Here is a 26,110-nt window from a genome sequence, read left to right as displayed (position 1 = left end):
CCACCCCGCCGTACCGGGTGGGATCAGCGGGTGGCCAGGAGCTCCGCGATCTGTACGGCGTTGAGTGCCGCGCCCTTGCGGAGGTTGTCGTTCGACACGAAGAGCACGAGGCCGCGTCCGTCCGGAACCGACTGATCCTGACGGATGCGGCCGACGTACGAAGGATCCTGACCGGCGGCGAGCAACGGCGTCGGCAGATCAGCCAGTACGACGCCAGGCGCGGCCCCGAGCAGCTCGACTGCCTCGGCCGGTGTGATCGGCCGCTCGAACTCGGCGTGGATGCTCAGCGAGTGACCGGTGAAGACGGGCACCCGGACACACGTCCCGGCGACCGGGAGGTTCGGCAGGTGCAGGATCTTCCGGCTCTCGTTGCGGAGCTTCTGCTCCTCGTCGGTCTCACCGGTGCCATCGGCAACAATCGACCCGGCCAGCGGGAGCACGTTGAACGCGATCGGACCGGCGTACACCTTCGGCTCGGGCAGCGTGATGCCCTCGGTCCCCAGCGCCAGCCGTCCACCGACCTCAGCGAGCGCTCGCGTCTGGTCCTCGAGCTCGCTCACGCCGACTCCACCAGAACCGGACACAGCTTGGTACGTCGACACCACCAGGCGCGAAAGCCCGGCCGCCGCGTGCAGCGGCTTCAGCACCGGCATCGCGGCCATCGTGGTGCAGTTCGGGTTGGCGACGATCCCCTTCGGCAGGTGATCGAGGTCCTCCGGGTTCACCTCGGAGACGACCAGCGGCACCTCCGGGTCCATCCGCCAGGCGGACGAGTTGTCCACCACGACAGCCCCGGCCGCGGCCACCCGCGGCGCGAACTCCTTGGACGCCGTCTTCCCGTTCGAGAACAGCGCCAGCTCCAGCCCCGCGAAGTCGGCAGTCGCCGAGTCCTCGACCGTCACCTCGCGATCACCGAACGGCAGCTGATTGCCGGCCGACCGCGCCGACGCGAAGTACCGAATCTCGTCGACCGGGAAGTTGCGCTCGATCAGCAACTGCCGCATGACCCCGCCGACCTGCCCTGTCGCTCCAAACACTCCTACTCGCATGAAAACAGCCTAATGCGCCGCGTGCCTGGCCCGGCCGGATATCCACCCTTCGGTGCGGCTGGGTTAGGCTTTGTGGGTGACGAGTGTGAACAGCCGACCCGCGCGTGCCGCGGTGATCTTCGGCGACCACTCGTACCGCAGCGACCTGTACCAGTAGGCCTCCAGGCTGTTTCCAGCCGAGCCGACCGTCACCCACGCCTTTCGCTGCGAAGGATCATTCATGCACGACCTCTCCCGGTTCACCCATGCCGATATCCGGTGGGCTGCTCAGAACATGCCCCTGCTACTCAACACCGATCTGACACCGCTCAAGGGATTGCGCGTCGCGATCTGCCTGCACATCGAGCCCAAGACCGCCGTACTGTGTGCCCTCCTGATCGAGGCGGGGGCCGAAGTGTGGCTGACCGGATCACCCGGTACGACGCGCCAGGACGTCGCCGACTGGCTCACCGGCCTTGGTGTCCAGGTCCATGCGGCTGCCGACGACGAGGCTCCTCGGGTCGATGACGTCCTGGCCGGCAACCCCCACGTCGTACTGGACAACGGCGCGGACCTCATCCGCAAGCTGCTCGACCACGGCGTGCCACCGAACTTCCTGGGCGGCACCGAGGAGACGACGACCGGCGCCCGTCTCCTGCGGCAACGCGAGGACCAGCCGCCGTTCCCCGTGATCGTCATCAACGACAGCTACCTCAAGCTGCTCGTCGAGAACCGCTGGGGCGTCGGTCAGTCCGTCGTACAGGGCTTCATGAACGCGACCAACCGGATGGTGCCCGGCTCCCGCGCGACGGTGGCCGGGTACGGGCCTTGCGGCCGCGGCGTGGCCCAGACGCTGCGGCAACTGGGCGCGCGAGTGCGAGTCGCCGACCTCGATCCGTACCGTCGGCTCGAGGCCGCACTGGACGGGCACCAGATCGGACAGCTTGACGACCTGCTCGCGGACACGGATCTGCTGTTCCTGGCGACCGGGCACCCCGATGTCGTCAGCGACGAAGGCATCGCCGCGCTCCCCGACAATGCGGTGATCTCCGGGGTCGGCCACTATCCGTGGGAGCTCGACCTCCAGCGTCTCGGCGCGCCCGCCCGGCAGGTCGACGTACCGGGGTCGGCTCGGCAGACCGCTCATCACGACACCTACGTCCAACCGGATGGCCGGCGCCTCATCGTGCTGGCGAAGACGCGGATGATCAATCTCGTCAGCGCCGGTGGCAACCCGATCGAGGCGATGGATCTCGGTCTGACGCTGCAAGCACGGTCGCTCGCCCTGGTCGCGGCGGGACGCGCGACGGCCGGCGTACAAGCTGTGCCGGAAGTGCTGGACCGTGAGATCGCCGCAACCTTCGCTGCAACACTGGAGCTGTCATGACTACTGAGCTGCCACTCGTCGACCTGCACCGCCACCTGGAAGGCTCCATCCGGACCAGCACGGTTCTCGGCATCGCCGCCCGGACGGGACACGAGCTTGCCGGCCGGACAACTCCCCGTACGGCGTTGGTCGCGGATCGCTCGCAGTCCGGCCTCCTGCAGTATCTCGACAAGGTCGATCTGGCGATCGGCGTACTGACCGGGCTGGACGACTGGAGCCGGGCGGCCGGTGAGGCCGTCGACGATGCGTACGACGACGGGCTCGACTACCTCGAACTGCGGTACTGCCCGGGCATCATCGCGCACGAGACCGGTCTCGCCGCCGAGGCTGTGATCGATGCGGTCTCCGACGCCGTGCACGAGCGTTCGCAGCGGCGTGGATTGCCGGTCGGGTTGATCGGGATCGTCGTACGCCATCTCGGGGCCGACTCGGCCGAGCGGCAGATGAGCACCTTGCTGTCGCGGCGGGACACCTTCTGCGCTGTCGATCTGGCCGGTGACGAGGCCAACTTCCCGGCGCAGTTGTTCACCGATGCCTTCCAGAAGGCGCGCGATGCCGGTTTGCATGTCACGATCCACGCGGGTGAGGCCGCCGGGCCGGAGAGCGTCTGGGACGCCGTACGCCAGCTCGGCGCCGAACGCATCGGCCACGGCGTGCGGGCGGCCGAGGATCCACGCCTGATGGACTGGCTGGCCGAGCACGGCGTCACGCTGGAGGTCTCGCTCACCAGCAACACCCAGACCGGCGCGGCGCCCAGCTTTGCCGACCACCAGATCCACCAGCTCCTGAATGCCGGTGTTCCGGTCTCGCTGAACACCGACAACCCGCGGGTCAGCAACGTGCGGCTCTCCCAGGAGCACCGCACCGCGCTGACCGAGGTCGGCCTCACACCCGACCAACTCGCCACTGTCGCCCACCAGTCACTCGCGGCAGCCTTCACTCACCACTAGCCCGGCCCGCGCCATCAGTGGTGGCTTGAGGCAGGAACTAATGGCCGGAGACCTATGGCAACAGGTCTCCGGCCATTGTTTGGTGTCTCAGGCCACCACTGGTGGCCGGGGCGGCGTAGGGAAGGGGTCAGCTGTCGGAGACGAGGACTCCGCCGTTGGCGACGTCGGACTTCTCGATCTCCTGGAAGACGATCCGGACGGCTTCGCGCTTGGCGCCGAGGATCGAGATCGCGGAGTCAGTGACGGCGGCGACGAACTCGCGGCGCTGGTCGAGGGTGCGGCCGGACAGGAGCTCGACGGTGATGTTGGGCATAGGAGGTTCTCCAAAGGTTGTCAGCTGAGAGCGGGGGTGCGCCGGGCGGCGACCTCCGCGGGATCGTCGTCGGAGTTGAGGGAGTCGAGCAGGTTGTCGACGTCGTCCTTGCGCTCCGGCAGCAGCAGGCCGAGGCCCACGTAGATGACCAGAGACGTTGCCAACGGCAACGCGACGACCAGGGTGGTGTCGGTGGAGCCGATACCGTATTTCACGATCGCCCAGGTGATCAGACCGACCGCCCAGGAGACGAGTGCGGCCCGCGGACCGCTGCGCCGGAACCACGGCAGCAGGCCGAGCATCAGCGGGATGGCGATCGGGCCCATGGTGGCGGCCACCAGGTCGACCACGATCTTCAGTACGACGCCCTGCCCGTTGGTGGCGATCGCGATGATCATGCTCACCGTGACGAAGCCGAACGTGGTGATCCGGGCCATCTTCAGCGCGGCCTCGTCGGTCATCTCGCGGACCTTCTTCACCAGGACCGGGGCGAGGTCGCGGGTGATGACGGAGGAGATCGCGTTCGCGTCGGAGGCGACCATCGCCATCGTGTGCGAGAAGAAGCCGGCCAGCACGAGCCCGATCAGTCCGCTCGGCAGCAGCAGCTGCGACAGCGCGACGTACGACTGCTCGGCCTTGCCCGGGTGCACCAGCAGCGGCGCGGCGCACATCGGGATGAACAGGACGAGCGGCCAGACCAGCCAGAGGGCGGACGACAGCAGCGCCGACTTCTTCGCCGCGGAGCCGGACGGCGCAGCCATGTAGCGCTGGGCCAGGTTCCACATGCCGCCGTTGTACTCGAAGGTTTTGATGAACAGGAACGCGATCAGGAAGATCGGCGTGTAGGGCCCGTTCAGCGCGGAACCATGTCCCGCGGGCAGCTGGTCCCACATCTTCCACAGCGTCGGGATGCCGTCCAGATGGGCGAGCACGCCGACGAACATCGCGATCCCGGCGGCGGCCTGGATGATGAACTGGCCGAAGTCGGTGAGCACGTCGGCCCACAGACCGCCCAGCGTCGCGTACGCCATCGTGACCACGCCGGTGAGCAGGATGCCCCACCGCATCGGTACGCCGGTGAATCCGTTCAGCAGGATGGAGATCGCGACCCACTTGGACGCGATGTCGACGACCTTCAGCGCGGCACCGGAGTAGGCGAGCGCCTGCTGGGTCGGCAGGTTGTAGCGCCGGGCCAGGTACTCCAGCGGCGAGACGACCCCGTGCTTGGCCCGCAGCCGGTTCCAGCGGGCGGCGAAGATGAAGGCACCGATGCCGACACCGACACCGATCGACACGGCCCACCAGACGTAGACGGTGATGCCGTAGTTGTAGGCGACGGCGGCGAACGCGACGAACATGACCGCGCTGTAGCCCGACATGTGATGCGAGATGCCGGACAGCCACCAGGGAATCCGGCCTCCGGTCGTGAAGTAGTCGACGACCGTTTTGATCTTGGAGCGGGACCAGAGACCGATCACCACCATCAACACGAAATAGCCGACCAGGACTGTCCAGTCCAGAGCGGTCATGGGTCCTCCCAGGGGACAACGGGCGAGTGACTGGAAGGTTCCATCGAACAGAACACCGTGTCAAGAGACGGAACCCGGAACAAAATCGGCCCGAGTTCCACGCCGCAACAGAGCCCAGCAGGGGTTTGACAGGAGGTTCTGTGAGATAGAACCTAGTTCCGTGAATGCACAGTCGCCACTCCAGATCCGCCACGCCACCCACCCCGCCCAGGTGCCCGGACTCGACACCGCCGGCCTGCGCGCGCAGTACCTGGTCGACGACCTCTTCACGCCGGACACGGTCACCGCGGTGCTCACCCACCACGACCGGATCGTGCTGGCCGGCGCCGTGCCCGCGAGCGGCCCGCTGACGCTCGGCACGTGGCCCGAGCTGCGCAGCGAGTACTTCCTCGAGCGCCGCGAGGCCGGCATCGTCAACGTCGGCGGCCCGGGCACGATCACCGCCGACGGCACCAAGTACGAGCTCGCCACCGGTGCCTGCCTGTACGTCGGCCGCGGCACCCGCGAGGTGGTCTTCGAGGGCCCCGAGTCGGCGTTCTACATCTTCTCCGCCGCCGCGCACACCGAGTTCCCGACGACGCTGGTCAACCCCGGCGAGGGCAACCGGCTCGAGCTCGGCGACCAGCAGACCGCGAACCGCCGGACCATCGACCAGTACATCCACGCCGACGGCGTCCGCAGCTGCCAGGTCGTGCTCGGCGTGACCACGCTGCACGCCGGCAGCACCTGGAACACCATGCCCGCGCACACCCATGACCGTCGTACCGAGTGCTATTTGTACTTCGGCCTTCCGGAGACCGAGCGGATCGTGCATCTGCTGGGTGAGCCCGAGGAGACCCGGCACCTGCTCGTGGCCGACCGCCAGGCGATCATCTCCCCGAGCTGGTCGATCCACTCCGGCGTCGGCACGTCGTCGTACAGCTTCGTCTGGGCGATGGCGGGCGAGAACCAGGCCTTCGGTGACATGGACGGTGTCGACGTCCGGGACCTCCGGTGACAGCAGGGGCGTTCAGCCTCAAAGGCCGTACGGCGCTCGTCACGGGCGCCCGGCGCGGTATCGGCGCAGCCATCGCGGCCGGGTACGCCGCGGCCGGCGCTGAGCTGATCCTGTTCGCCCGCGACGCCGCACTCGAGGACACGCTGGAGGCGATCAAGCAGAACGGCGGTGGCGAGGCGACCATCGTGACCGCCGACTTCGCCGATCCGGACGCCGTCGAGGCCGCCGCGATCGAGCTGGCCAAGACCCGGCGGATCGACATCCTGGTCAACAACGCCGGCACGATCCGCCGCAGCCCGGCAGCACGGACCAGTACGGCGGACTGGCGGCACGTGCTCGATGTGAACCTCAACTCGACCTGGGCGGTGACCCGGCCGATCGGGGCCGCGATGATCGAGCGGGGGGCCGGGAAGATCGTCACGATCGCGTCCCTGCTGAGCTTCCAGGGCGGGATCACGGTTCCGGCCTACACTGCCAGCAAGCACGCGGTCGCGGGACTGACCCGGGCGCTGGCCAACGAGTGGGGGGCGGCCGGCGTTCAGGTGAACGCGATCGCCCCGGGGTACATCAGTACCGACAACACCACCGACCTGCGGGCCGATCCGGAACGCGAGACCGCGATCCGGTCCCGCATCCCGGCCGGTCGCTGGGGGCGGCCGGATGACCTCGTCGGTGCGGCGGTCTTCCTGGCCTCCGCGGCGGCGGACTACATCAACGGCCATATCCTCGCGGTCGACGGTGGCTGGCTGGCGAGATAAGGAGTGGCAGGATGTCCGACATGAGTTCGCCCTCGGCCATCGACAAGACGCTGATGGTGTTGGACGCCGTGCTGGAACACTCGCGGTTCACCGACGTGGTGAACGCGACCGGTCTGGCCAAGTCGACCGTGCACCGGATCATGGCGTCGCTGGTGGAGCACGAGTTCGTCGCGCAGGCCGACGACGGTTCGTACCACCCAGGCCCGAAGGCACTTCGGCTCGCCGGACATGCCCTGACGAATGTCGACCTGGCCACCGTCGCCCGCCCAGTGCTCGCGGACCTGGTCGCTCAGACGCGCTGCACTGTGCACGTCGGCCTGCTCAACGGCGACGAGGCGATCTACGTCGCCCGCCTGGACGGCCCCAAGCCGTACCGGATGCCGTCCCGGGTCGGCAAAGCGTTCTGGCTGCACTGCACGGGGATCGGCAAGGCGCTGCTGGCCGAGAAGGACGACGACGCGCTCGACGCGCACATCACCCGGACCGGCCTGCCCGCGCGCACTCCCCTGACTCACACCACTGCCGCCGGCCTGAAGGCCGATCTGGCTCAGGTCCGCGCTCGCGGCTACGCGCTGGACGACGAAGAGAACGAGCCGGGCATTCGCTGCGTGGCCGCCGTCATCCACGACCACACCGCGCTGGCGATCGCCGCGGTCAGCATTTCCACGTTGTCCCTGGAACAATCGATCGCTCAGGTGGCGCTGATGGCCCCCGCGGCGACCGAGGCGGCCCGCAAGATCTCCGCTGCGCTGGGCTATCGGGAGCCGTAGCGGTGCGCCTATAGTTAGGAAACCTTCCTAACCATTCGTGCAGAGGATCGCCCATGAAATCTCCTCTCCGCTGGTTGCTCGCAGGTGCACTGGTCGTCGGATGCCTTGTTCCACCGACCACCAGTGTCGCTGCGGCTGCTGCCTCGGTCAGTCCCATCCCTGGCTTCCTGTTACAGACCTCCGCGCAGGTCTCCGACGACTCCGCCGTCACCAAACCCGGCTTCCCGACCTCGGGCTGGCTGCCGGTCTCGTCCCGGTCGACCGTGTACGCCGGCCTCCTGCAGAACAACAAGTACCCGGATCCGTTCTTCTCGACGAACATGAAGAACGTCGACAAGGCCCAGTTCACCGTCCCGTGGTGGTACCGCTCGGAGCTGCAGCTCGCCGACACCGGTCAGCGCACCTACCTCGACTTCAGCGGCGTGCTGTCCCGCGCCGACGTCTGGGTGAACGGTGTCCGCGTCGCCGACAAGAACCAGGTCGTCGGCGCCTACACCCGCAACGATCTCGACATCACCTCGCAGGTGCATGCCGGCAGCAACACGATCGCGCTCAAGGTCTACCCGAACGACCCGAAGCGCGACCTCACGATGGGCTGGATCGACTGGGCGCAGACCCCGCCGGACCAGAACATGGGCATCGTCCGGGACGTCCTGGTACGACGAAGTGGTGCCGTCGCCTTACGCGGCGCGCACGTCGTCACCAAGCTGACGGTTCCGTCCCTCAACCACGTGGACCTGACGCCGAAGGTTGACGTCCGCAACGACTCCGCGGCCGCTGTCACGACCACGGTCAGCGGCACGGTGGCCGGCGTACCGGTCAGTCAGTCTGTTTCGCTGGCTGCCAAGGAGAAGAAGACCGTCACGTTCGCCACCATCGGGTTGGACAACCCGAACGTCTGGTGGCCGGCCGGGATGGGCGGGCAACCGCTCTATGCGATCGATCTGACCGCGTCGATCGGCGGTACGGCGTCCGACAGTACGACGGCCAAGTTCGGCGTACGGGATGTGAAGGCGCCACTGAACAGCAGCGGCGGCCGAGCGTACTCGATCAACGGGCGGCCGTTCCTGGTCAAGGGTGGCGGCTATTCGCCGGACCTGTTCCTGCGATGGGATGCGACCGCTGCGGCCGACAAGCTCAAGTATGTCAAGGATCTGGGCCTCAACACGGTTCGCCTGGAAGGGCACATCGAGAACGACGAGTTCTTCGATCTGGCCGACCAGCTCGGCGTCCTGACCATGCCCGGTTGGGAATGCTGCGACAAGTGGGAAAGCACTTCGTGGAGCGCGGAGGACAAGGAGGTCGCCAAGCGGTCGATGACCGGCGAGGCGGAGCGGCTGCGCAACCATCCGAGTGTCTTCACCTTCCTGATCGGCAGTGACTTCGCGCCGACCGCGGACAAGGAGAAGGGCTACCTCGACGCGTTGACCGCGGCCGACTGGCAGACTCCCATCATTTCGGCGGCCTCGGCGAAGTCGTCCCCGCAGCTCGGCACGTCCGGCATGAAGATGAACGGGCCGTACGACTGGATCCCGCCGAACTACTGGTACGACAAGGCGCACAGCGACTCCGGCGGCGCGTGGAGCTTCAACTCCGAGACGTCGGCCGGACCTGACATCCCGACTCTCGACACCCTGAACCGGATGCTGACCCCGGCCGAGCTCGACGTGCTCTGGAAGAACCCTGCGGCCAACCAGTACCACCGCTCCGAGTCGTCGACGTTCGGCAACCTGAAGCTGTTCGGCAATGCGATCACCGGCCGGTACGGCGCTCCGGTGGACCTGAACGACTACGTGAAGAAGGCGCAGCTCGCGGCGTACGAGAATGTGCGCGCCGAGTTCGAGTCGCACAACCGCAACTTCACCGACTCGTCGAATCCGTCGACCGGGTTGATCTACTGGATGCTCAACAGTGGCTGGACATCCCTGCACTGGCAGCTCTTCGACGCCTATCTCGATCAGAACGGCGCGTACTACGGCGCCAAGAAGGCGAACGAGCCGCTGCACATCCAGTACTCCTACGACACGAAGTCCGTTGCCGTCATCAACCAAAACCATGCGGCCGCGTCGGGGCTGACGGCATCGGTCAAGCTCTACAACATCGACGGGACCGAGAAGTTCTCCCAGTCGGCGGCCGTGACAGTTCCCGGTGACGGTGGCAAGGCGACGGCGTTGACGATCCCGGCGGTGAGCGGCCTGTCGACGACGTACCTGGCGAAGCTCGTGCTGACGAACTCGTCGGGTACCGAGGTGAGCCGGAACGTCTACTGGCTGTCCACCAAGGCGGACACCCTCGACTGGAACAGCACCGACTGGTACTACACGCCGACGACCAGCTACGCCGATTTGAAGGGTCTGTCGACTCTGACCCAGGCGCCGGTCTCGGCCAACGCCTCGACGACGACCTCTGGCGAGAACACCATCACCACGGTCACGCTGAAGAACACCTCCTCCGCGAAGACTCCAGCGTTCTACCTCGACGCGCATGTGGTGGCTGGTGGCAAGCCGGTGCTGCCGGTTCAGTGGAACGACAACGCGGTATCGCTGTGGCCGGGCGAGACGACGGTACTGCGGGCGACGTACCGGACTGCGGACCTGAAGGGTGCCTCGCCATCGGTGCGGATCACCGGGTGGAACACGGCCACGCAGACCATCCCGGGCAACGGCGGCGGTCCCACGGACCCGCAGCCTGTCACCTATGAGGCCGAGGACGCGACTATCACCGCCGGTGTGGTCGAGTCGAACCACGAGGGCTTCACCGGACGCGGTTTCGTGAACTACGACAACGCGGTCGGCAGTGCAGTCGAGTGGACAGTCAACGCGGCTACAGCCGGCCCGGCCACGATCGAACTGCGCTACGCCAACGGTACGACGGCGAACCGGCCGATGGACGTGTCAGTCAACGGTACGACGGTCTCCCCCGGACTCGCGTTCGCCGGAACCGGCGACTGGACCACCTGGCAAACCAAAACCCTCACCGTCAACCTGGTTGCCGGAAGCAACAAGATCAAAGCCGTCGCCACCACCGCCAACGGCGGCCCCAACGTAGACAACCTCACCACCTCCTGACCCCGGCCGTCGCGCTAACGTCCGAAGGACCGGAGGGCCCGTCTCCGGCCTTTCGGACGTTAACCACACCATCCCCCTAACGTCCGAAGAACCGGAGAGCCCGTCTCCGGACCTTCGGACGTTAGGGGCGGGCGGCGATGCGGTGGGCGATGCTGCGGATCTCGTCCACCAGGTCGACGTCGGTGGCGAGCATGCGCTGCATCTTGGCGGAGTCCTGGCCGGCGAACATGTCGGCCACGGTCACCTCGTGGTCCGGACGGCTGAGGATCTCGATCCGGTCGCCGGCGGCGATGGTGCCGGTCTTCAGGACCTTCAGGTAGGCGCCCGGGCGGCCTTCGGCGTGGAAGCGCTTGACCCAGCGCGGGATCTCCATCCGGTGCTGGAAGGTGATGCACGGGACTCGTGGTGAGCGCACCATGACCTCGACCTCAGCACCGATCCGCCAGACCTCACCGAGCAGAGCGCCGTTCACGTCGAGACCCTCGGTCCGCAGGTTCTCCCCGAACAGACCGGTGGGAATGTCGCGATCCAGCTCTCCGGCCCACCACGCCGCGTCCTCCTCGGCGTACGCGTAGAGCGCCTGATCCGGGCCGCCGTGGTTCTTCGTGTCGCACACCTGGTCGCCCGCAAGCCCGAGTACGCCGACCGGCACCCGACCGGCCTGTGGACGCTTGTCGATCGCGGTCAGCCCCATCTCTTTCGGACCCGGGATCAGTTCCTCGACCACATTCACCGTCAGCACGCGCATACCCGCATCCTCCTCCGATCGCCGGGCTGGGACCAGTGCTTTAGGTGCGCTTCGGGTACAGCACGGCGACGATGATCAGGGTTATCGTCGTGGTGACCGCCCCGGTCCAGGCGGCAGCGCCGTACCCGCCTTCGCTGGGGAAGACGGCGGTGGTGTGGGCAGCGAGGATGAGCCCGCCGAGCGCACTGCCCATCGAGAAGCCGACGCTGCGGACGACCTGGTTGACGCCCATCGCGCTCGCGGTCTCGGCCGCCGGGGTCGCGGCCAGGATGACGGCCGGCATCGCGGCGGAGAACGAGCCGACGCCGATACCGAGGATGCTCATCGCGAGTACCGGCTCGACGAGGTGACCGCGGGCGAGCGCGAAGAGTACGAAGGCCGCGAGGACGACCGCGGTGCTTGCCGCGAGCAACGATCGCGCGCCGAAGCGGCTCCGCAGGTGGGGCATCACCCGCCCGGCGGCGAACCCAAGGACCGAGAACGGGACCAGCACGAGTCCGGCCTGGAAGGTGTTCAGCCCGAAGCCGTAACCGGCGGCGGCCGGCGTCTGGACATAGCGGTTGATCAGGCTGAGCAGGAGATACATGCCGACGCCACCGGTCAGCATCACCAGGTTGGCGACGGCGATGGCGGGATGCCGCAGGAGCCGTACGTCGACCAGTGGTTTGTCGGTGCGCAGTTCGACGATCGTCCACACGGCGAACATGACCAGCGAGAACACCAGGATCGCCACGGCGAGCGCGGTGTGATCGTGCCAGAGCGCAGTCTGGCTGATGACGAGGAGCAGCGCGATCAGCGCCACCGTGAGCAGGAGTACGCCGGGGATATCGACGCGGCTGGCAGTTCGTGGCGGTGCTGGCGGAAGGACGATCACGGCTGCAACGAGGGCGGCCGCGGTGAGAACAAGGCCGAGAGCGAAGGCGGCCCGGATACCACCCAGATCGGCGAGGAGGCCGGACAATGGATAGCCGACTCCGACACCGACGGTCGACGCGATCGAGAGCGTGGCGATCGTGCGCGCGGCGTGCTGCTCATCGAGATGATCACGAGCGGTCGCCATCATCAGCGCAGTCAGCCCCAGCCCGGCCCCCTGAGCGGCGCGACCGGCCAGCAGGAACGCGAACGGCAGCGGAAGCACCGTCAGCACACTGCCCGTCAGCACGACGCCAAGAGTCACCAGTACGACGCCGCGCCGCCGCGGCCCGGAGCCGAGTCGCCCCAGCACCGGCGTTGCCACCGCACCAGCCAGCAAGGAGATCGTCAATGTCCACTGCGCGGCCGCCAGCGATACGCCGTACTGGGTGGCGACCGCAGTGATCAGCGGCGAGCCGAGGCTTCCCCCGACCGCAACCACAAGGCTGATGCACACCACCACCGGGGCCAGAGCCCGCGAGGCCCTCATCGGCGACATGCTTTCAAGCTAGTAGGTGGTTACTACTAACTTGAAGGAACCGTGCGCCACCTCACAGGACTCAGTCCTGGATGGCTTTCACGATGGCGATGTTGCGGGTCACCCAGTCCTGCGGGAGGGTCTCGTCGGAGGTTGCGCTCTCCAGGGCCCAGAGGACGTTGAGCATCTGGCGGACGATCACCCAGTTGCGGGCGCGCTCCTCGTCGAAGCCGGCCGCGTCGACCGCGGTGTAGAAGCGCTGCTGTACGGCGAAGCGGAGGTCGCCGGTGATCTCTTCCCAGCGGTTCCAGACCAGCGGTGCGACCTCGAAGTGCGGGTCACCGGACAGCGGCTTGGGGTCGATCACCAGCCAAGGCTCCCGGGTGGCGGCCAGCACGTTCTCGTAGTGCAGGTCGGTGTGGATCAAGCGACCGTCGGTGGCCGGGTCCGAGACGAAATCCTCGGACAGTGAGATCGCCTGCTCGACGTACCGGTGGGGGACCGGAGCCGACGCGGGCAGTTGGCGGAACCGCTCCAGCCAGCGCTTCAGCTCCCCCGACAACGTCCGGTACTGCGGTCCGGCGACCACGTGCAGCCGCTGGTACGTCGTACCGACGAGCTCGCACGCATCGAGAACCGGCAGCGAGGTGAGGTCGCGCGGCTCCAACCGCTCCAGCAGCAAGGCGAACCGCCGCGGATCCGCCCGCAGCAGCTGGACCGCACCGTTCCCAGCCCAGTCGCGCAGCGCGAGATGCTCGGTCTCAGCTTCCCAATGCGGGAACTGAACCTTCAGTACGGCGCTCTGTCCGTCGCCGGTGCGGACCGGAACAACCAGCGCGCACTCGCCGTGCGCCGACGCGCCGTCGACCCGCAGTCCCCACTCGTCGAGCAGGTCGCGGGTCAACCGCGGCAACCGATCCAGCCAGTCCGCCCAGTCCTGCCCACGCGAGGCAACGACCTGCAGACCGGCCGGAATGTCGATAGCGGGCACCTACTTCTTGGCCTTCTCCGCCGGCTCGTTCGTCTTGAGGGCTGCGATGAAGGCTTCCTGCGGGACCTCGACCCGGCCCACCATCTTCATCCGCTTCTTGCCCTCCTTCTGCTTCTCGAGCAGCTTGCGCTTCCGGGTGATGTCGCCGCCGTAGCACTTCGCGAGGACGTCCTTGCGGATCGCTCGGATCGACTCGCGGGCGATGATCCGGGACCCGATCGCGGCCTGGATCGGCACCTCGAACTGCTGCCGCGGGATCAGCTCCTTGAGCTTGCCGGCCAGCGAGACGCCGTACGCGTAGGCGTTGTCGCGGTGCACGATCGCCGAGAACGCGTCCACCGTCTCGCCCTGCAGCAGGATGTCGACCTTGACCAGGTTGGCCGCCTGCTCGCCGGTCGGCTCGTAGTCCAGCGACGCATAGCCCTTGGTCTTCGACTTCAGCTGGTCGAAGAAGTCGAAGATGATCTCGGCCAGCGGCAGCGTGTAGCGCAGCTCGACGCGGTCCTCCGACAGGTACTCCATCCCGAGCAGGCTGCCCCGCTTGGTCTGGCACAGGTCCATGATCGTGCCGATGAAGTCCTTCGGGCTCAGGATCGTCGCCCGCACCATCGGCTCGAAGATGTCGCCGATCTTGCCTTCGGGGAACTCGCTCGGGTTGGTGACGATGTGCTCTTTGCCGTCCTCCATGTCGACCCGGTAGACGACGTTCGGCGCGGTCGAGATCAGGTCCAGGTCGAACTCGCGCTCGAGCCGCTCCCGGACGATCTCCATGTGCAGCAGGCCGAGGAAGCCGCAGCGGAACCCGAAGCCGAGCGCGCCCGAACTCTCCGGCTCGTAGCTCAACGCCGCATCGTTGAGCTGCAGCCGCTCGAGGGCGTCACGCAGCGTCGGGTAGTCGTCACCGTCGATCGGGAACAGCCCGGAGTACACCATCGGCTGCGGGTGCTTGTAGCCGCCGAGCGCCTCGGTCGCGCCGCGGATGGCGGCCGTGACGGTGTCACCGACGCGGGACTGGCGAACGTCCTTCACCCCGGTGATCAGGTAGCCGACCTCGCCGACGCTGATGCTGCCCGACTTGACCGGCTCGGGTGAGATGACACCGACCTCGAGCATCTCGTGCACCGCACCGGACGACATCATCTTGATCTTGTCGCGGTGGGTCAGCTCGCCGTCGACCACCCGGACGTAGGTGACCACGCCGCGGTAGGTGTCGTAGACCGAGTCGAAGATCAAGGCCCGCGGCGGCGCGTCCTTGACGCCCTTCGGCGGCTCGACCTGCGCGACGATCTCGCTCAGCAGCTCCTCGACACCGACGCCGGTCTTCGCCGAGACTCGCAGGACCTCGTCGGGCCGGCAGCCGATGATGTGCGCCAGCTCGGCCGCGTACTTCTCCGGCATCGCGCCCGGCAGGTCGATCTTGTTCAGCACCGGGATGATGTTCAGGTCGGCGTTCAGCGCGAGGTACAGGTTGGCCAGCGTCTGCGCCTCGATGCCCTGCGCCGCGTCGACCAGCAGCACGGCACCCTCACACGCCTCCAGCGACCGCGACACCTCATAGGTGAAGTCGACGTGACCGGGGGTGTCGATCATGTTCAGGATGTACGTCGTACCGTCCGGAGCCAGCAGGCCACCCGGAGTGTCCGGTTTCGGGGCGAACGGGAGCCGGACCGCCTGCGACTTGATCGTGATGCCACGCTCACGCTCGATGTCCATCCGGTCCAGGTACTGGGCCCGCATCGCGCGGCCGTCGACCACGCCGGTGATCTGCAGCATCCGGTCGGCCAGCGTGGACTTGCCGTGGTCGATGTGGGCGATGATGCAGAAGTTCCGGATCAGCGTCGGGTCGGTACGACCCGGCTGCGGCACATTCGTGGAGCCAGCGGGCACGGAGGGGATCCAGTTCGTCTCGGGTGGTGCTACCTGCACAACTGGTCAATCATCCCATGCGGAGCCAGCGGATTTGAAAAATGGCCGCAGCCGGGACCCGTGGCCCCTACCGTGGTGACCCATGGCACACGCTGCGGGAGTCCGCTTACCGTTCGAAAAGGTGCCCGCCGCGGTGCGGGCCTGGGTCTCCCGTGCGCTCGGATCCACCGTGGTCTCTGCCACCACCCAGCAGGGCGGCTTCTCCCCCGGCGTCGCCGCCCGCCTCGTCACCGCCTCCGGCCGCCGCGCCTTCGTCAAGACCGTCGGTACGGCGCTCAATCCCAAGACGCCGTCGTTGTTCCGGCAGGAGATCGTGGCCGTTGAGGCCATCGGCCCGCTCGCGTCGGCGCCACGCCTGCTCGACGTGTACGACGACGGCGACTGGGTCGGACTGCTCTTCGAGGACATCTCCGGCTGGCTCCCGTCCCATCCCTGGGTGCAGCCCGAGGTGGACCGCGTCCTGGACGCTCTGGCCGAGCTGACTGAGGCATTGGACCCGTCGCCGTGGCCGGAGGCACCTGTGGTCGCCGTCCGGAGCCGTGAGTTCCTGAGCCGCTGGGACCAGGTGCTGACGGACGGACTCGCCGTACCCGACTGGCTGGAGGGACGGGTCGAGGAGCTCGCGGCGATGGCCCACGACACCCTGCGGGTAATGGCCGACGGCAAGGCGCTGGCCCACTACGACCTGCGTGCCGACAACATCATCCTGACCGACGACCGAGTGGTCTTCATCGACTGGGCGCACCCGGGCCTTGGCCCTCGCTGGACCGACACTGTGATCCTGCAGGCCGACATGCGGGACAGTCCGGTCCGGTTGCCCGCGCTACCGGACGACCCCGCGATCACCGGGTTCCTGGCCGCCATCGCCGGCGGCCAGTGGTGGGGAGCGGCCCAGGAGGCCCCGCCGGGTCTGCCGACCATCCGGGCGTGGCAGCGGGAGCAGGCGCTCGTCCACCTGGATTGGGTGCGGGAGCGGCTCGGGTAGCAGCGTTTTCGGGCGACGGGCGTCTGTGGGGGTGTGACGAATCAAATGGTGAGTCTCAGCGGCCCCCGGAGGGCGCTGATGCGTGACGAGGCGCAGAGCGCCGTGTCGGCGCTCTATCAGCAGCACTGGGCGGGGCTTCTGCGCCTGGCCGTGCTGGTGATGGACGACCGGCAGGCGGCAGAGGACGTCGTACAGGAGGCTTTCACCAACCTGTATCGGCACTGGCCGCTCAAAGAGCCGGGGGCAGCGCTCGGCTACCTGCGCACCGCGGTACTGAACCGTAGTCGCTCGGTCCTGCGCCGCCGCCGGGTCGCGCGCCTCTACATCCCACCCCACCAGGCCCCCAACGCCTCCGCCGAGAGTGACGTCGTACTCGGCGAAGAGCGTCTCCAGGTGCAACGGGCACTGCAGGCCCTGCCCACCCGGACTCGCGAGGTTCTGGTGCTCCGCTTCTACCTCGATCTCCCGTTCGCCGAGATCGCCCAACTTCTGGGCATCGGCGAGTCCAGCGCCCGCTCGAGCGCCACCCGCGGCCTCGCGACGCTGACCGACCGCTTGAAGGAACTCCGATGAACAACACCGAAGAGCGCCTCCGCGACTACCTCGACACCAAAGCCGGCTCCATCCCCGCCAACGAGCAGGGCCCCGGCCTCCTCGCCGAAACCACCCGCCGCCGCCCCCTCTGGCCGGCCCTCGGAGCCGCCGCCGCAGTGGTCGCCGTACTGGCTGTCACCGCCACCCTCCTCACGAACGCCGACGACAAACCCACCCCCGCCGCGACCCCAGCCGCTCACGCCGCGCCGAAGCTCCCGTACATCTTCACCGAGGTGGAGGTCGTCAAGGACAGCCGCTACGGCGACGTCCTCGGCGACGAGACGTCCACCCTGTACGACGGAGCCCAGAAGGTCCGGATCCCGAAGAACGTCACGATCCGCGCCCGGGTCGACGGCGGCTGGCTCGGCGAGAGCTTCACCGACAAAGGCCTCCGGGTCGTGATCCTGCGGCCGGACGGAACCACTCGTTTCCTGGGCCCGGATCTGAGCTCCGCGCCGACCCTGTCGCCGGACCGCCGGCAGGTGGCGATGGTCGTCGACAAGTTCCGGGGTGACGAGCAGGGACGGGTCGCGATCATCGACCTCGCCTCCGGATCCGAGGTCGGCAGTATCCCGCTGCCACGGAAGGTCTCCGTCCTGGGCGGCTGGAGCAGCCGTGGGATCTTCACCTTCTCGGACATCTCCGGCAAGTACGAGTTGTTCGCGGCTCAACCCGGGGACAAGCAGTTCCAGCTGGTGTCCATGCCCGGCTTCGTTGGCGGAACCATCGCCACGACAGGCGACGTGGTCGCGGCCGGAGCAGGCGGCAACGGCTGCCTGGAAGCCGGGGTGTTCCGCGGCACCAACTTCGACGTCCTGCGGAAGTACTGCGAGCGCGGCAAGATGGGCTCCCAGCCGATGCTCTCGACCGATGGCCGCACCATGATCTACCTCTCCGGCAACCTGGCCGTCGACATCGCGAGCGGCAGGACCACCAAGCTCGACCTACCGGACCCGATGGAGACCTTGCCGCCCGGCGCGTTCGAGGACGCGACGCACGCACTGGTCACCACGATGGGGAAACAGGCCCGGGGGTTCGGACCCGTGCGGATGTATCGGTGCGATGTCACCACCGGTAAGTGCACGCTGCTTCGGACGGAGAAGTACCCCAACCAGCTGAGCATCGTGCGCGGCTGAATCTACGAAAAGGGCGGTCCCACCGTGATGGTGGGACCGCCCTTCGTTTGTTTGTTCTAGCTGTCTACACGCAGCACCGTGGAGCCGGAGCCTGCTCCGCCATCGGTGAAGTTGAGCTGGCCCAGGTAGCGGGTTCCAGCTGTCAGGCCGGTCCAGGTGGCCGTGACCGTGGCCTGGGCCGCGGTGGTGACCGCCTGGGAGGCCGGGGTGACCGTCAGGTTGGTCTCGGCCGTGGTGAGCGCCCACTGGTTGAGCTTCACGGTCTGGTTGTCGGCTCCGGCGAAGAAGTCGATGTACACGTCGTACGAGCCGGCCGCCGGAGCAACCAGGTTCGCCTCCTCCTCAGCGGAACCACCACCGGAGTTCGCGAGCACAGCCGTCGTACCGGACTTGTAGACGTAGAGGTCGACGTCCGTGGCTGCCGGATAGTCCGCGTCGAACGTCGAGAACCGGGCGTACTTCGTGCCGGCCGGGATGTTCACCGTGATCTTGGCGACGTGGTCGTTCGGCTGCGGGTTGGTGGTCGGGAACGAGACGCCGCCGGCCTTCTTGATGACCGCCTCGGAGACCGTGGCCGCGGTCAGGCCGACCGAGGTCGACTGCAGCGTGCCGGTGTAGCCGGCCGTGATCGGCACCTGCACCGAACCGCTCACGCCAGTGCCCTTGACCTGCACCGGCGCCTTCACCGTCAGCGGCTTGACCGCCAACGTGCTCGAGACGCTATGGCCGTATCTATTTGTTTGGCCAGACTTCCACGTCAGCGTGCCGAACGAGTACTGCTCCAGCGGCGCGCCCGCGTTCTCGATAGTGACCTTGTACGTCGCACTCTTGCCCGGGAGCATGATCAGGAGCTTCGGCGACACCGTCACCTTGAGCCCGGTCGCGCCCTCGACCTTCGGGAAGTAGACCTCGGGCAGCTTGCTGACGCTCTTCACGGTGCGCGTGATGGTCTGCTTACCGGCCAGGTCGCCGACCGCGATGGTCGGGTAGTTCAGGTCGCTCGGGTCGATCTTGCCGCCCGCGCACAGCTCGTGCGTGGCGGCCACCTCACCGGAGCCACAGACGAACTTGGCCCAGTCGGTGTAGGTCGAGTCGTAGACCAGGCCCGGGTCCATCGCCTTCTTCGGCTGGACCATGCCGGCGCCGTACCCGAACGGGGTGGCCGGCGTACCGGAGTCGTTCTTGATCGGCTCGCCAACGGTGTCCTTGTCGGTGGCCGTGGTCGCGAGCGCGGACTTGATCGCCATCGGCGACCAGTCCGGGTGCTTGCTCTTCAGGACGGCCGCGATACCGGAGACGTGCGGGGTCGACATCGACGTACCGCTCATAAAGGCGTACTCGCCACCGTTCGCGCTGAACGCGGTTGTCGCGGCCAGCACGTTGGTGCCCGGCGCCATCATGTCCGGCTTGAGCAGGTCGCCGTTACCGGCCGGGGACGGACCACGGCTGGAGGAGGCTGCGACCTTCGGTGCGTTGACCTTGACCGGCGTACCAGCGCTGATCGTCGCGGTCGGGTTCGCCGTACCGCTGACGTAGGCCTTGACCGCCGGGGTGGCCTTGTCGTCCAGGTGGACGGTCGGGACCGTGTGCAGGTCGGAGTCCAGCGTGCCGGGAGCGATGTTCAGCAGGATCATGCCGACACCGCCGGCCGCCTTCACCTGGGCGCTCTTGTCGACGCGCGCGTTGACGCCACGGTCACAGACCACGATCTTGCCGGTCACCTTGGCCGGGTCGAGCGTGCCGGCCTGGCAGAGCACCAGGTTGGTCGGGTTCGCACCGGCGAGGCCGGCGTCCTTGGCCAGGATCACCGGGGAGCTCGCCACGCCCGCGCCGATACCGGCGCCGGTGTACTTGCTGCCGTCGCCAAGCGTGACAGTGGTCTGGATGTCGCGGTCATGGGTGCCGTTGGCAACGGTCGTCACCCACGGATAGGTCTTGCCGACCGTGGCCGCACCCGGGCCGGTGTTACCGGCGCTGACGGAGACGAACACGCCCGCCTTCGCGGCGCGCAGGAAGGCCAGACCGGTCGCGTTCACGTACGTCGAACCGGAGCCGGAGATCGAGTAGTTGATCACGTCCACGCCATCGGCGACCGCGGTGTCGATCGCCGCGATGATGTCCGCGTCGGTGCCGGAACCGCCACCGGTCGCGTCGACCGCCCAGAGCGCCTTGTAGATCGCGAGCCGGGCGTGCGGCGCCATCCCGGAACCCTTGCCGTAGTCGCGGCCCATCACGGACATCTCGACGCCGTAGTTACCGCCGGCGGTGCTGGCCGTGTGCGTGCCGTGGCCGCCGTAGTCGCGCGGCGACGTGAACTCCTCCGGGATCGGGCGGGTACCGATGCCCTTGTTGAAGTACCGCGCACCGATCACCTTGTTGTTGCAGGTGACGAGCGGGGCCTCCTCCCCGGCCTGGCAGGTGCCCTTCCACTTCTTCGCGATCAGCGCGTCCGACGCCTTCGTGGTCTTGATCGGCGCGAAGCTCGGCCGCTCCGGGACGAAACCACCGTCGATGACGCCGATGATCACGCCGTCGCCGGCCTTGTCGACGCCACCGACCTGGTCCCACGCGCCACCCTTACCGGACAGACCGAGGTAGCGCGGGGTGTCGACGGTGTCCTGGTGCTGCAGCTCGCTCGGCTCGACGCTCTTCACGCCGGACGACTTCGCCAGCTTCACGGCGTCGTTGTACGACATCTCCGCGGAGAAGCCGGAGTACGTGTAGTTGTAGTCGTACAGCTTCTTGGCGTCCGGTACGGCGTTGAGGACCTGGTCGCGCTCACGCGTCAGGTGCTGGACGTAGCTCGTGACGGGTGCGGCGGTCGTGACCAGCTTGCCGCCGGCCGCGACGCGAGTGGCGGGCAGACCGGCGATGTCACCGTCGTACTCGGCCACAGGGGCGTCGTCGAGCTGGACGACGTACGAGCCGGTGACCGACTCCTTGACCAGCGGGTCCGGCAGGGCCGGGGTCTCGGCTGCCTGGGCATGAACCAGCGGCAGCCCGGCCAGCGACGCGGCGAGCGCGCTGACCAGAATGATCGGGGTACGGCGGGACAAGGGGTCCTCCAGGACGGTGAGGGCTCGCTGTTGATCCGGCGCTGGTGGTGAGCAGCGTCACGGGGCCCCGAGTATGCCGTCGTACCCGGAGCGGTGTCACGCTCGCCACGACCATGTCATCGCACCGCAAGGGAAAACCCGATGCCGGATCTGACCGAGACCATCACGGTCGCAGCGCCCGCTGACGCCTTATATACATTGGTGAGCGATCTACCCCGGATGGGCGAGTGGAGCCCGGAATGTACCGGCGTGACGTGGAATTCCGGTACGCCGGGACCGGCCGTCGGCGCTCGTTTCATCGGCCGCAACCGGGTCGGTACGGCCCGCTGGCTGACCCAGGGCCGGGTCGTCGAGGCCGATCCGGGCCGCCGGTTCACTTTCGAGATCTTCTTCGGCCCGCTCCAGGTGGCGCTGTGGTCCTACGAGTTCACGCCCACCGCGGACGGCTGCACGGTCGCCGAGTCCTGGACCGACCGCCGCCCGGTCCTCGTCGCGACACCGATGAAGGCCGTCTTCGGCGACCGCGCCGACATCAACCGGCGCAACATGCGGATCACCCTCGACCGCCTGAAGGCAGCCGCCGAGCGCTAGTCCGTGGCTTCCAGCAGCACGAGCGGGATCTCGCGCGTCGTCTTGGTCTGATAGCCGGCGTAGTTCTTGTGGTCGGCGACGACCAGTGGCCACAGCCGCTCCCGCTCCGACGCAGTGGCGGCCCTGGCGTGCATGGACTGCGCGGGCCCGCCCTGGTAGCTGACCTCCACCGCCGGGTTGTCGCGGAGGTTGAGGAACCACGCCGGGTGCTTGTCGTCACCGCCGCGGGAGGCCACGACGACAAGCGTCGAGCCTTCCTGGTACGGCGAAGTCAGCATCACGGACCGCGGTTCACCGGACCTGCGCCCGATCGTCGTGAGCTCCAGCACCGGCATGTCCGACGCCCGCCAGCCAGCCTTGCCCGCACTGAGCTTGAGAACAGCACGGTGAACCGTGTTCATGGCCTTCAAAGCGAAATCACTGGGCACAGCTGCTCCGATCGTCGCGCATGACTGACCACCCAACGTAGTCGCGACAGCGGCCGGTTTGGTGACCGGGCGGGCTTGTTGGTAATCTGGCTCTTCGCGCACTCACGGGTGCTACACAGCCGTACGCGCGACACCTTTCCTGTATTGACCGCATACTCCTGATCGAGGCTCTGCTCACGTGGCGAACATCAAGTCCCAGATCAAGCGCAACCGTCAGAACGAGGCTGCGCGACTTCGCAACAAGTCGGTGAAGTCGACCCTCAAGACGGCCGTGCGCCGCTTCCGGGAGGCCGCTGAGGCCGGCGACACCGCCAAGGCGTCCGAGACCGCTCAGGTCGCCGGTCGGCTGCTCGACAAGGCTGCCAGCAAGGGCGTCATCCACGCCAACCAGGCTGCCAACCGCAAGTCGGCCATCTTCAAGAAGGCCGCCTCGCTCTGATTCGCGCCTGACGATCGGCCAGTCTTCCGGACCGGCCGATCGTTTTTGCGTGCCCTCTCACGGTTAGACGCTGCCCGGTTAGACGCTGCCCGGTCGTTCGGTTGAGCGCTGCCCGGTTGAGCGCTGCCCGGTCGTTCGGTTGAGCGCTGCCCGGTCGTTCGCTGGTTGTGAGTCGCTCGCTGGCTCGTCAGCGGCGGCCGTGGGCGCGGCTGACCGTGATGACCATCCGCTCCAGGGCGTAGCCGGCATCGCCGGAGGCACCCTTCACGTCGGCATCGGCCTGCGCCACCGCCTTGATCGCGGTCGCCAGCCCACCCGGTGTCCAGCCCCGGGACTGCTGCCGGAGCGACTTCAACTTCCACGGCGGTACGCCGACCTCCCGGGCCAGGTCCGCTTCGCGCATCCCGCTCGGCGCGCTCGAGAACTTCGCCAGCCCGCGCAGCCCGCCCGCCATCGCGCTCGTCACGAGCACCGCGGCCACTCCGCAGTCCAGCGCCCACCGCAACTGCTCCAGCGCCGGCTCGGTCCGCCCCTGGATCGCCGCGTCCGCGACGGCGAAACTCGTGACCTCCGCCCGGCCACCGAAGTACCGCCCGATCAACTCGGCGGTCACGGCCTGCCCCTCGGAGTCCGACACCAACTGCGCACAGGCCCCGGCCAGCGCCCGCAGATCATGCCCGACCGCGTCCACCAACGCCGTCGCGGCCCGCTCGTCGATGCTCCCGCCGTGCAGCCGGATCTCCCCGGACACGAACTGCGGCAGCTCCCACGCCTTCGGTGCCGTCGCCACCACCTCGGTGACCGACGCCTTCCGCAGCTTGTCGAGAACGCCCTTGCCCTTCTGCCCGCCCGAATGCACGAGCACGACCAGCACGTCCTCAGCCGGCGCACCGGCGTACTCGATCACGCGCGGAGCCATCTCGGCCGACAGGTTCTCCAGGGCGCGCAACACCAGCACCCGCTCGGTCGCGAACAGCGAAGGCCCGGTCAGCTCAGCGAACTCGCCGACATCCAGCAGCGACGCGTCAAGCTCCGTCGTCTCAACCTCGGCGCTCTCCTTCCGCACCGCCGCGATCGCCGACCGCACCGCCCGATCCGCCAGAAATCCCTCGGACCCGGTCACCAGCAGCACATCGCCCAACTTCGGCGCAGAACCCCTACGAGCAGCCACACCCCCAGCATCCCATGCCGCAACGACAGAAACTCCCTGGAGCCCCCGCTCCCCACCCGCAAAGATGGCCCCATGCCCGACCCGCGCACCACAGACCGCCCTGGCCCCGCGCCCACCGCGGACCTCCCGGCGCCCAGCCCTGTCAGCACCTCCCCCGCCGACCACCCGCGCCCTGTCGACGCGCTGATCCTCGTGGATCTGCAGACCGCCTTCGTGTCCGGGAGCGACGCCGTACCGGGTGCTGAGCGACTACTCGACCGCGCAACCGACCTCCTCGACCGCGCGCGGGCAGCCGGCGCTGTCGTCGTACACCTGCAGAACGACGGCCCACCTGGAGCTGACGACGAGGTCGGCGGACCTGGCTGGGAGCTCTACCTCCCGGTCAAGCCCGGTCCGCGCGAACACGTGATCCGCAAACCCCGCGACGACGGCTTCGACGCCACCCCACTCGGCGAGGTCCTGATCGCCGCCGGCGTCCGCTCACTCGCCATCGCCGGCGTCATGTCCGAGATGTGCGTCCACGCCACCGCCCGTACGGCGCTCGCTCGCGGCTACCGCGTAGTCCTCCCTCACGACGCCCACGGCACGTATGGCGTTCCCGCCGTACCCGGCGTGAGCGACTCGATCCCCGCCCACACGGTCTCCCGCGTCGCCGCCTGGTCCCTCGGCGACCAACCCGACATCACCCACCCGGCCACTGCCGTCACCTTCGCGAGTTGACCTGCACCACCCCACGCAACCGCTAGCGCCTCTGGGACCGCTGGTCGTTCTGAAGGCTGGTGAGTCGGTCGGGATCCTTCGTGGAGTTGAGCTCGGCCAAGAGGGCGTCCGGACAGAAGTCATACTGATTCCCCCACCAGCGCTTGACCTTGTTGTCCCAAATCCGGTACCCGCCAGGCACACCACGCGCCACATACCGTCGCTTACCCACCCCCAATCCTGGCAGACCCCACCCCGCCCAGCAGCCCGATTACCAAGGCCCGAGCGGCATCGCACACCGTCGAGCAGTGGGGTGACGAGCAGCGGGAGGAGCGGAAGGCCGACTGTCACGTTGACGGTGACGCAATTGGCAGCCAGCGCGCACCACGCCCAACCCGCCTGCTCGCTTCCTACCTAGGGCGTTCGCCCGCAGGCCGGTCTTTGGCAGGCAGGCTGCGGCGTCCCCAGCGTCGGGTCACCGGGGCGCGCACGGCGGCGATGCAGGCCCCTGATCCGCCTCACCCCATGGATCGAAGTCACCCCCCTCGCTCAACCGCGTGGGGCGACTGGACGGTTCGGGCGACGAGTCTTCTCCCCAGACAGCGCGGGTGGCCGCACGAAGATCCGTTGCCGCCAGCAACGAGCCTTCGACTTCACGACTCTCGCCGCTCCCAGTCCGGACCCACCCGCTCCCGCCGAACTCAGCCGCAGCCAATCCATTCACTCCACGCTCATCCACGCCAGGCTGATTCACGCTGGACTGATGCATGCTGGACTGACCCGTCCTGAGCTGATCGGTGCTGAGCTGATCGGTGCCGAAACCGCCTGTGCGGAACTCATTGGCGCCAGATGCACAGGCCGCAGCATCGGCAGGCGCGGCGGCGAATGACGACTCGGGTGAGGACCCTGCAGGTAGTCGACGTCGGCGCGACGGCGGCTCAGCCCATGTTGGTTTAGCGACGCGGACCTGGCCGTTGGTGATGGTGACGACCCACTTGCCGGCGTGCAGGTCGACATGGTGGACACGGCAGAGCAGGACGAGGTTGCTGACGGCTGTGATGCCGCCGTCGATCCACGAGATGAGGTGGTGCGCATCGCACATGACCGGTGGAGCGCCACACACGACACAACCACGATCCCGGGTATTCAAGGCATG

24 protein-coding genes are annotated in these 26,110 nt (G+C 67.8%); 12 read left to right on the top strand and 12 right to left on the bottom strand.

Features of this window, described 5'->3' with window-relative positions:
- Window positions 1–23: 23 nt before the first annotated feature.
- Together ACFVWG_RS23085 and ACFVWG_RS23080 are read right to left on the bottom strand one after the other, a co-directional pair.
- On the bottom strand, window positions 24–1,049 hold the full coding sequence (locus ACFVWG_RS23085) for an aspartate-semialdehyde dehydrogenase (RefSeq protein WP_391545431.1): 1,026 nt from the start codon (window positions 1,047–1,049) through the stop codon (window positions 24–26).
- A gap of 63 nt (window positions 1,050–1,112) precedes the next feature.
- Window positions 1,113–1,271 (bottom strand): hypothetical protein, encoded by a 159-nt coding sequence (locus ACFVWG_RS23080; protein ID WP_391545430.1) that lies wholly within the window; start codon window positions 1,269–1,271, stop codon window positions 1,113–1,115.
- Here ACFVWG_RS23080 and ACFVWG_RS23075 point away from each other — a divergent pair.
- Window positions 1,270–2,415, top strand: a complete 1,146-nt coding sequence (locus ACFVWG_RS23075; RefSeq protein ID WP_391545429.1) for an adenosylhomocysteinase — start codon at window positions 1,270–1,272, stop codon at window positions 2,413–2,415. The two genes, ACFVWG_RS23080 and ACFVWG_RS23075, sit on opposite strands and share 2 nt — an antisense overlap.
- Window positions 2,412–3,365 (top strand): adenosine deaminase, encoded by a 954-nt coding sequence (gene add / locus ACFVWG_RS23070; RefSeq protein WP_391545428.1) that lies wholly within the window; start codon window positions 2,412–2,414, stop codon window positions 3,363–3,365. The genes ACFVWG_RS23075 and add overlap by 4 nt, the downstream gene beginning before the upstream one ends.
- A gap of 127 nt (window positions 3,366–3,492) precedes the next feature.
- On the opposite strand, the gene ACFVWG_RS23065 is transcribed toward add, so the two are convergent.
- Window positions 3,493–3,678 carry a 4-oxalocrotonate tautomerase family protein gene (locus tag ACFVWG_RS23065; protein WP_391545427.1) on the bottom strand — a complete coding sequence of 62 codons (186 nt, stop codon included), beginning with the start codon at window positions 3,676–3,678 and terminating at the stop codon, window positions 3,493–3,495.
- A gap of 20 nt (window positions 3,679–3,698) precedes the next feature.
- The gene (locus ACFVWG_RS23060; RefSeq protein ID WP_391545426.1) at window positions 3,699–5,207 is read right to left on the bottom strand and encodes a sodium:solute symporter family protein; all 1,509 of its coding nucleotides are present in this window, start codon (window positions 5,205–5,207) and stop codon (window positions 3,699–3,701) included.
- A 160-nt stretch (window positions 5,208–5,367) separates the two neighbouring features.
- Here ACFVWG_RS23060 and kduI point away from each other — a divergent pair, with 160 nt between their 5' ends.
- The 4 genes from kduI to ACFVWG_RS23040 are packed head-to-tail and all read left to right on the top strand — an operon-like array spanning window position 5,368 to window position 10,800.
- Window positions 5,368–6,204: a 5-dehydro-4-deoxy-D-glucuronate isomerase gene (gene kduI, locus ACFVWG_RS23055; RefSeq protein WP_391545425.1), complete on the top strand. Its 837-nt coding sequence runs from the start codon at window positions 5,368–5,370 to the stop codon at window positions 6,202–6,204.
- Complete coding sequence (locus tag ACFVWG_RS23050) at window positions 6,201–6,962, top strand: SDR family oxidoreductase (RefSeq protein WP_391545424.1); 762 nt, start codon at window positions 6,201–6,203, stop codon at window positions 6,960–6,962. Before kduI ends, ACFVWG_RS23050 begins: the two co-directional genes overlap by 4 nt.
- Window positions 6,963–6,982: 20 nt before the next feature.
- The gene (locus ACFVWG_RS23045; protein ID WP_391545423.1) at window positions 6,983–7,732 is read left to right on the top strand and encodes an IclR family transcriptional regulator; all 750 of its coding nucleotides are present in this window, start codon (window positions 6,983–6,985) and stop codon (window positions 7,730–7,732) included.
- A 53-nt stretch (window positions 7,733–7,785) separates the two neighbouring features.
- Window positions 7,786–10,800 carry a carbohydrate-binding protein gene (locus ACFVWG_RS23040; protein WP_391545422.1) on the top strand — a complete coding sequence of 1,005 codons (3,015 nt, stop codon included), beginning with the start codon at window positions 7,786–7,788 and terminating at the stop codon, window positions 10,798–10,800.
- A gap of 121 nt (window positions 10,801–10,921) precedes the next feature.
- Here ACFVWG_RS23040 and ACFVWG_RS23035 read toward each other — a convergent pair whose 3' ends face one another.
- From ACFVWG_RS23035 to lepA, 4 genes are all read right to left on the bottom strand, one after another.
- Window positions 10,922–11,548, bottom strand: coding sequence for an MOSC domain-containing protein (locus ACFVWG_RS23035; RefSeq protein ID WP_391545421.1), 627 nt, complete (start codon window positions 11,546–11,548; stop codon window positions 10,922–10,924).
- A 40-nt stretch (window positions 11,549–11,588) separates the two neighbouring features.
- Window positions 11,589–12,959 (bottom strand): MFS transporter, encoded by a 1,371-nt coding sequence (locus ACFVWG_RS23030; protein WP_391545420.1) that lies wholly within the window; start codon window positions 12,957–12,959, stop codon window positions 11,589–11,591.
- Between the two features lie 61 nt (window positions 12,960–13,020).
- Window positions 13,021–13,929, bottom strand: coding sequence for an aminoglycoside phosphotransferase family protein (locus tag ACFVWG_RS23025; RefSeq protein ID WP_391545419.1), 909 nt, complete (start codon window positions 13,927–13,929; stop codon window positions 13,021–13,023).
- Complete coding sequence (lepA, locus tag ACFVWG_RS23020; RefSeq protein WP_391545418.1) at window positions 13,930–15,816, bottom strand: translation elongation factor 4; 1,887 nt, start codon at window positions 15,814–15,816, stop codon at window positions 13,930–13,932.
- 160 nt (window positions 15,817–15,976) lie between these two features.
- On the opposite strand from lepA, the gene ACFVWG_RS23015 reads away from it, so the two are divergent.
- From ACFVWG_RS23015 to ACFVWG_RS23005, 3 genes are all read left to right on the top strand, one after another.
- Window positions 15,977–16,840 carry a hypothetical protein gene (locus ACFVWG_RS23015; RefSeq protein WP_391545417.1) on the top strand — a complete coding sequence of 288 codons (864 nt, stop codon included), beginning with the start codon at window positions 15,977–15,979 and terminating at the stop codon, window positions 16,838–16,840.
- A 78-nt stretch (window positions 16,841–16,918) separates the two neighbouring features.
- Window positions 16,919–17,413, top strand: a complete 495-nt coding sequence (locus ACFVWG_RS23010) for an RNA polymerase sigma factor (RefSeq protein WP_391545416.1) — start codon at window positions 16,919–16,921, stop codon at window positions 17,411–17,413.
- Window positions 17,410–18,570 carry a hypothetical protein gene (locus tag ACFVWG_RS23005; protein ID WP_391545415.1) on the top strand — a complete coding sequence of 387 codons (1,161 nt, stop codon included), beginning with the start codon at window positions 17,410–17,412 and terminating at the stop codon, window positions 18,568–18,570. The genes ACFVWG_RS23010 and ACFVWG_RS23005 overlap by 4 nt, the downstream gene beginning before the upstream one ends.
- Window positions 18,571–18,626: 56 nt before the next feature.
- On the opposite strand, the gene ACFVWG_RS23000 is transcribed toward ACFVWG_RS23005, so the two are convergent.
- Complete coding sequence (locus ACFVWG_RS23000) at window positions 18,627–21,626, bottom strand: S8 family serine peptidase (protein WP_391545414.1); 3,000 nt, start codon at window positions 21,624–21,626, stop codon at window positions 18,627–18,629.
- Window positions 21,627–21,767: 141 nt separating this feature from the next.
- On the opposite strand from ACFVWG_RS23000, the gene ACFVWG_RS22995 reads away from it, so the two are divergent.
- Window positions 21,768–22,217, top strand: coding sequence for an SRPBCC family protein (locus ACFVWG_RS22995; protein WP_391545413.1), 450 nt, complete (start codon window positions 21,768–21,770; stop codon window positions 22,215–22,217).
- Here ACFVWG_RS22995 and ACFVWG_RS22990 read toward each other — a convergent pair.
- Window positions 22,214–22,645: a nitroreductase/quinone reductase family protein gene (locus ACFVWG_RS22990; RefSeq protein ID WP_391545412.1), complete on the bottom strand. Its 432-nt coding sequence runs from the start codon at window positions 22,643–22,645 to the stop codon at window positions 22,214–22,216. The genes ACFVWG_RS22995 and ACFVWG_RS22990 overlap by 4 nt on opposite strands.
- Window positions 22,646–22,823: 178 nt before the next feature.
- Here ACFVWG_RS22990 and rpsT point away from each other — a divergent pair, with 178 nt between their 5' ends.
- Window positions 22,824–23,084 carry a 30S ribosomal protein S20 gene (rpsT, locus tag ACFVWG_RS22985; RefSeq protein ID WP_391545411.1) on the top strand — a complete coding sequence of 87 codons (261 nt, stop codon included), beginning with the start codon at window positions 22,824–22,826 and terminating at the stop codon, window positions 23,082–23,084.
- A gap of 187 nt (window positions 23,085–23,271) precedes the next feature.
- Here the strand turns inward: rpsT and holA are convergent, their stop codons facing one another.
- Complete coding sequence (gene holA / locus ACFVWG_RS22980; RefSeq protein ID WP_391545410.1) at window positions 23,272–24,255, bottom strand: DNA polymerase III subunit delta; 984 nt, start codon at window positions 24,253–24,255, stop codon at window positions 23,272–23,274.
- A gap of 72 nt (window positions 24,256–24,327) precedes the next feature.
- On the opposite strand from holA, the gene ACFVWG_RS22975 reads away from it, so the two are divergent.
- Complete coding sequence (locus ACFVWG_RS22975) at window positions 24,328–24,975, top strand: isochorismatase family protein (protein ID WP_391545409.1); 648 nt, start codon at window positions 24,328–24,330, stop codon at window positions 24,973–24,975.
- Window positions 24,976–25,429: 454 nt separating this feature from the next.
- Here ACFVWG_RS22975 and ACFVWG_RS22970 read toward each other — a convergent pair whose 3' ends face one another.
- Entirely contained in the window at window positions 25,430–26,077 is a 648-nt protein-coding gene (locus tag ACFVWG_RS22970; protein ID WP_391545730.1) for an HNH endonuclease signature motif containing protein, read from the bottom strand.
- Window positions 26,078–26,110 lie beyond the last annotated feature (33 nt).

Source organism: Kribbella sp. NPDC058245 (assembly GCF_042882005.1).
GTDB lineage: Bacteria > Actinomycetota > Actinomycetes > Propionibacteriales > Kribbellaceae > Kribbella.
The sequence above is the reverse complement of the archived record's forward strand: the minus strand, read 5'-3'. Positions and strand labels throughout refer to the sequence as shown.

What these genes read in the sequence shown, in the direction of transcription:
- ACFVWG_RS23060 (WP_391545426.1), bottom strand. Translation starts at nt 5,207, where the DNA reads ATGACCGCTCTGGACTGGACAGTCCTGGTCGGCTATTTCGTGTTGATG.
- ACFVWG_RS23065 (WP_391545427.1), bottom strand. Translation starts at nt 3,678, where the DNA reads ATGCCCAACATCACCGTCGAGCTCCTGTCCGGCCGCACCCTCGACCAG.
- add (WP_391545428.1), top strand. Translation starts at nt 2,412, where the DNA reads ATGACTACTGAGCTGCCACTCGTCGACCTGCACCGCCACCTGGAAGGC.
- ACFVWG_RS23035 (WP_391545421.1), bottom strand. Translation starts at nt 11,548, where the DNA reads ATGCGCGTGCTGACGGTGAATGTGGTCGAGGAACTGATCCCGGGTCCG.
- ACFVWG_RS22995 (WP_391545413.1), top strand. Translation starts at nt 21,768, where the DNA reads ATGCCGGATCTGACCGAGACCATCACGGTCGCAGCGCCCGCTGACGCC.
- ACFVWG_RS23030 (WP_391545420.1), bottom strand. Translation starts at nt 12,959, where the DNA reads ATGTCGCCGATGAGGGCCTCGCGGGCTCTGGCCCCGGTGGTGGTGTGC.
- ACFVWG_RS23075 (WP_391545429.1), top strand. Translation starts at nt 1,270, where the DNA reads ATGCACGACCTCTCCCGGTTCACCCATGCCGATATCCGGTGGGCTGCT.
- ACFVWG_RS22975 (WP_391545409.1), top strand. Translation starts at nt 24,328, where the DNA reads ATGCCCGACCCGCGCACCACAGACCGCCCTGGCCCCGCGCCCACCGCG.
- ACFVWG_RS23085 (WP_391545431.1), bottom strand. Translation starts at nt 1,049, where the DNA reads ATGCGAGTAGGAGTGTTTGGAGCGACAGGGCAGGTCGGCGGGGTCATG.
- ACFVWG_RS23080 (WP_391545430.1), bottom strand. Translation starts at nt 1,271, where the DNA reads ATGAATGATCCTTCGCAGCGAAAGGCGTGGGTGACGGTCGGCTCGGCT.
- ACFVWG_RS23040 (WP_391545422.1), top strand. Translation starts at nt 7,786, where the DNA reads ATGAAATCTCCTCTCCGCTGGTTGCTCGCAGGTGCACTGGTCGTCGGA.
- ACFVWG_RS23005 (WP_391545415.1), top strand. Translation starts at nt 17,410, where the DNA reads ATGAACAACACCGAAGAGCGCCTCCGCGACTACCTCGACACCAAAGCC.
- ACFVWG_RS23045 (WP_391545423.1), top strand. Translation starts at nt 6,983, where the DNA reads ATGAGTTCGCCCTCGGCCATCGACAAGACGCTGATGGTGTTGGACGCC.
- ACFVWG_RS23010 (WP_391545416.1), top strand. Translation starts at nt 16,919, where the DNA reads ATGCGTGACGAGGCGCAGAGCGCCGTGTCGGCGCTCTATCAGCAGCAC.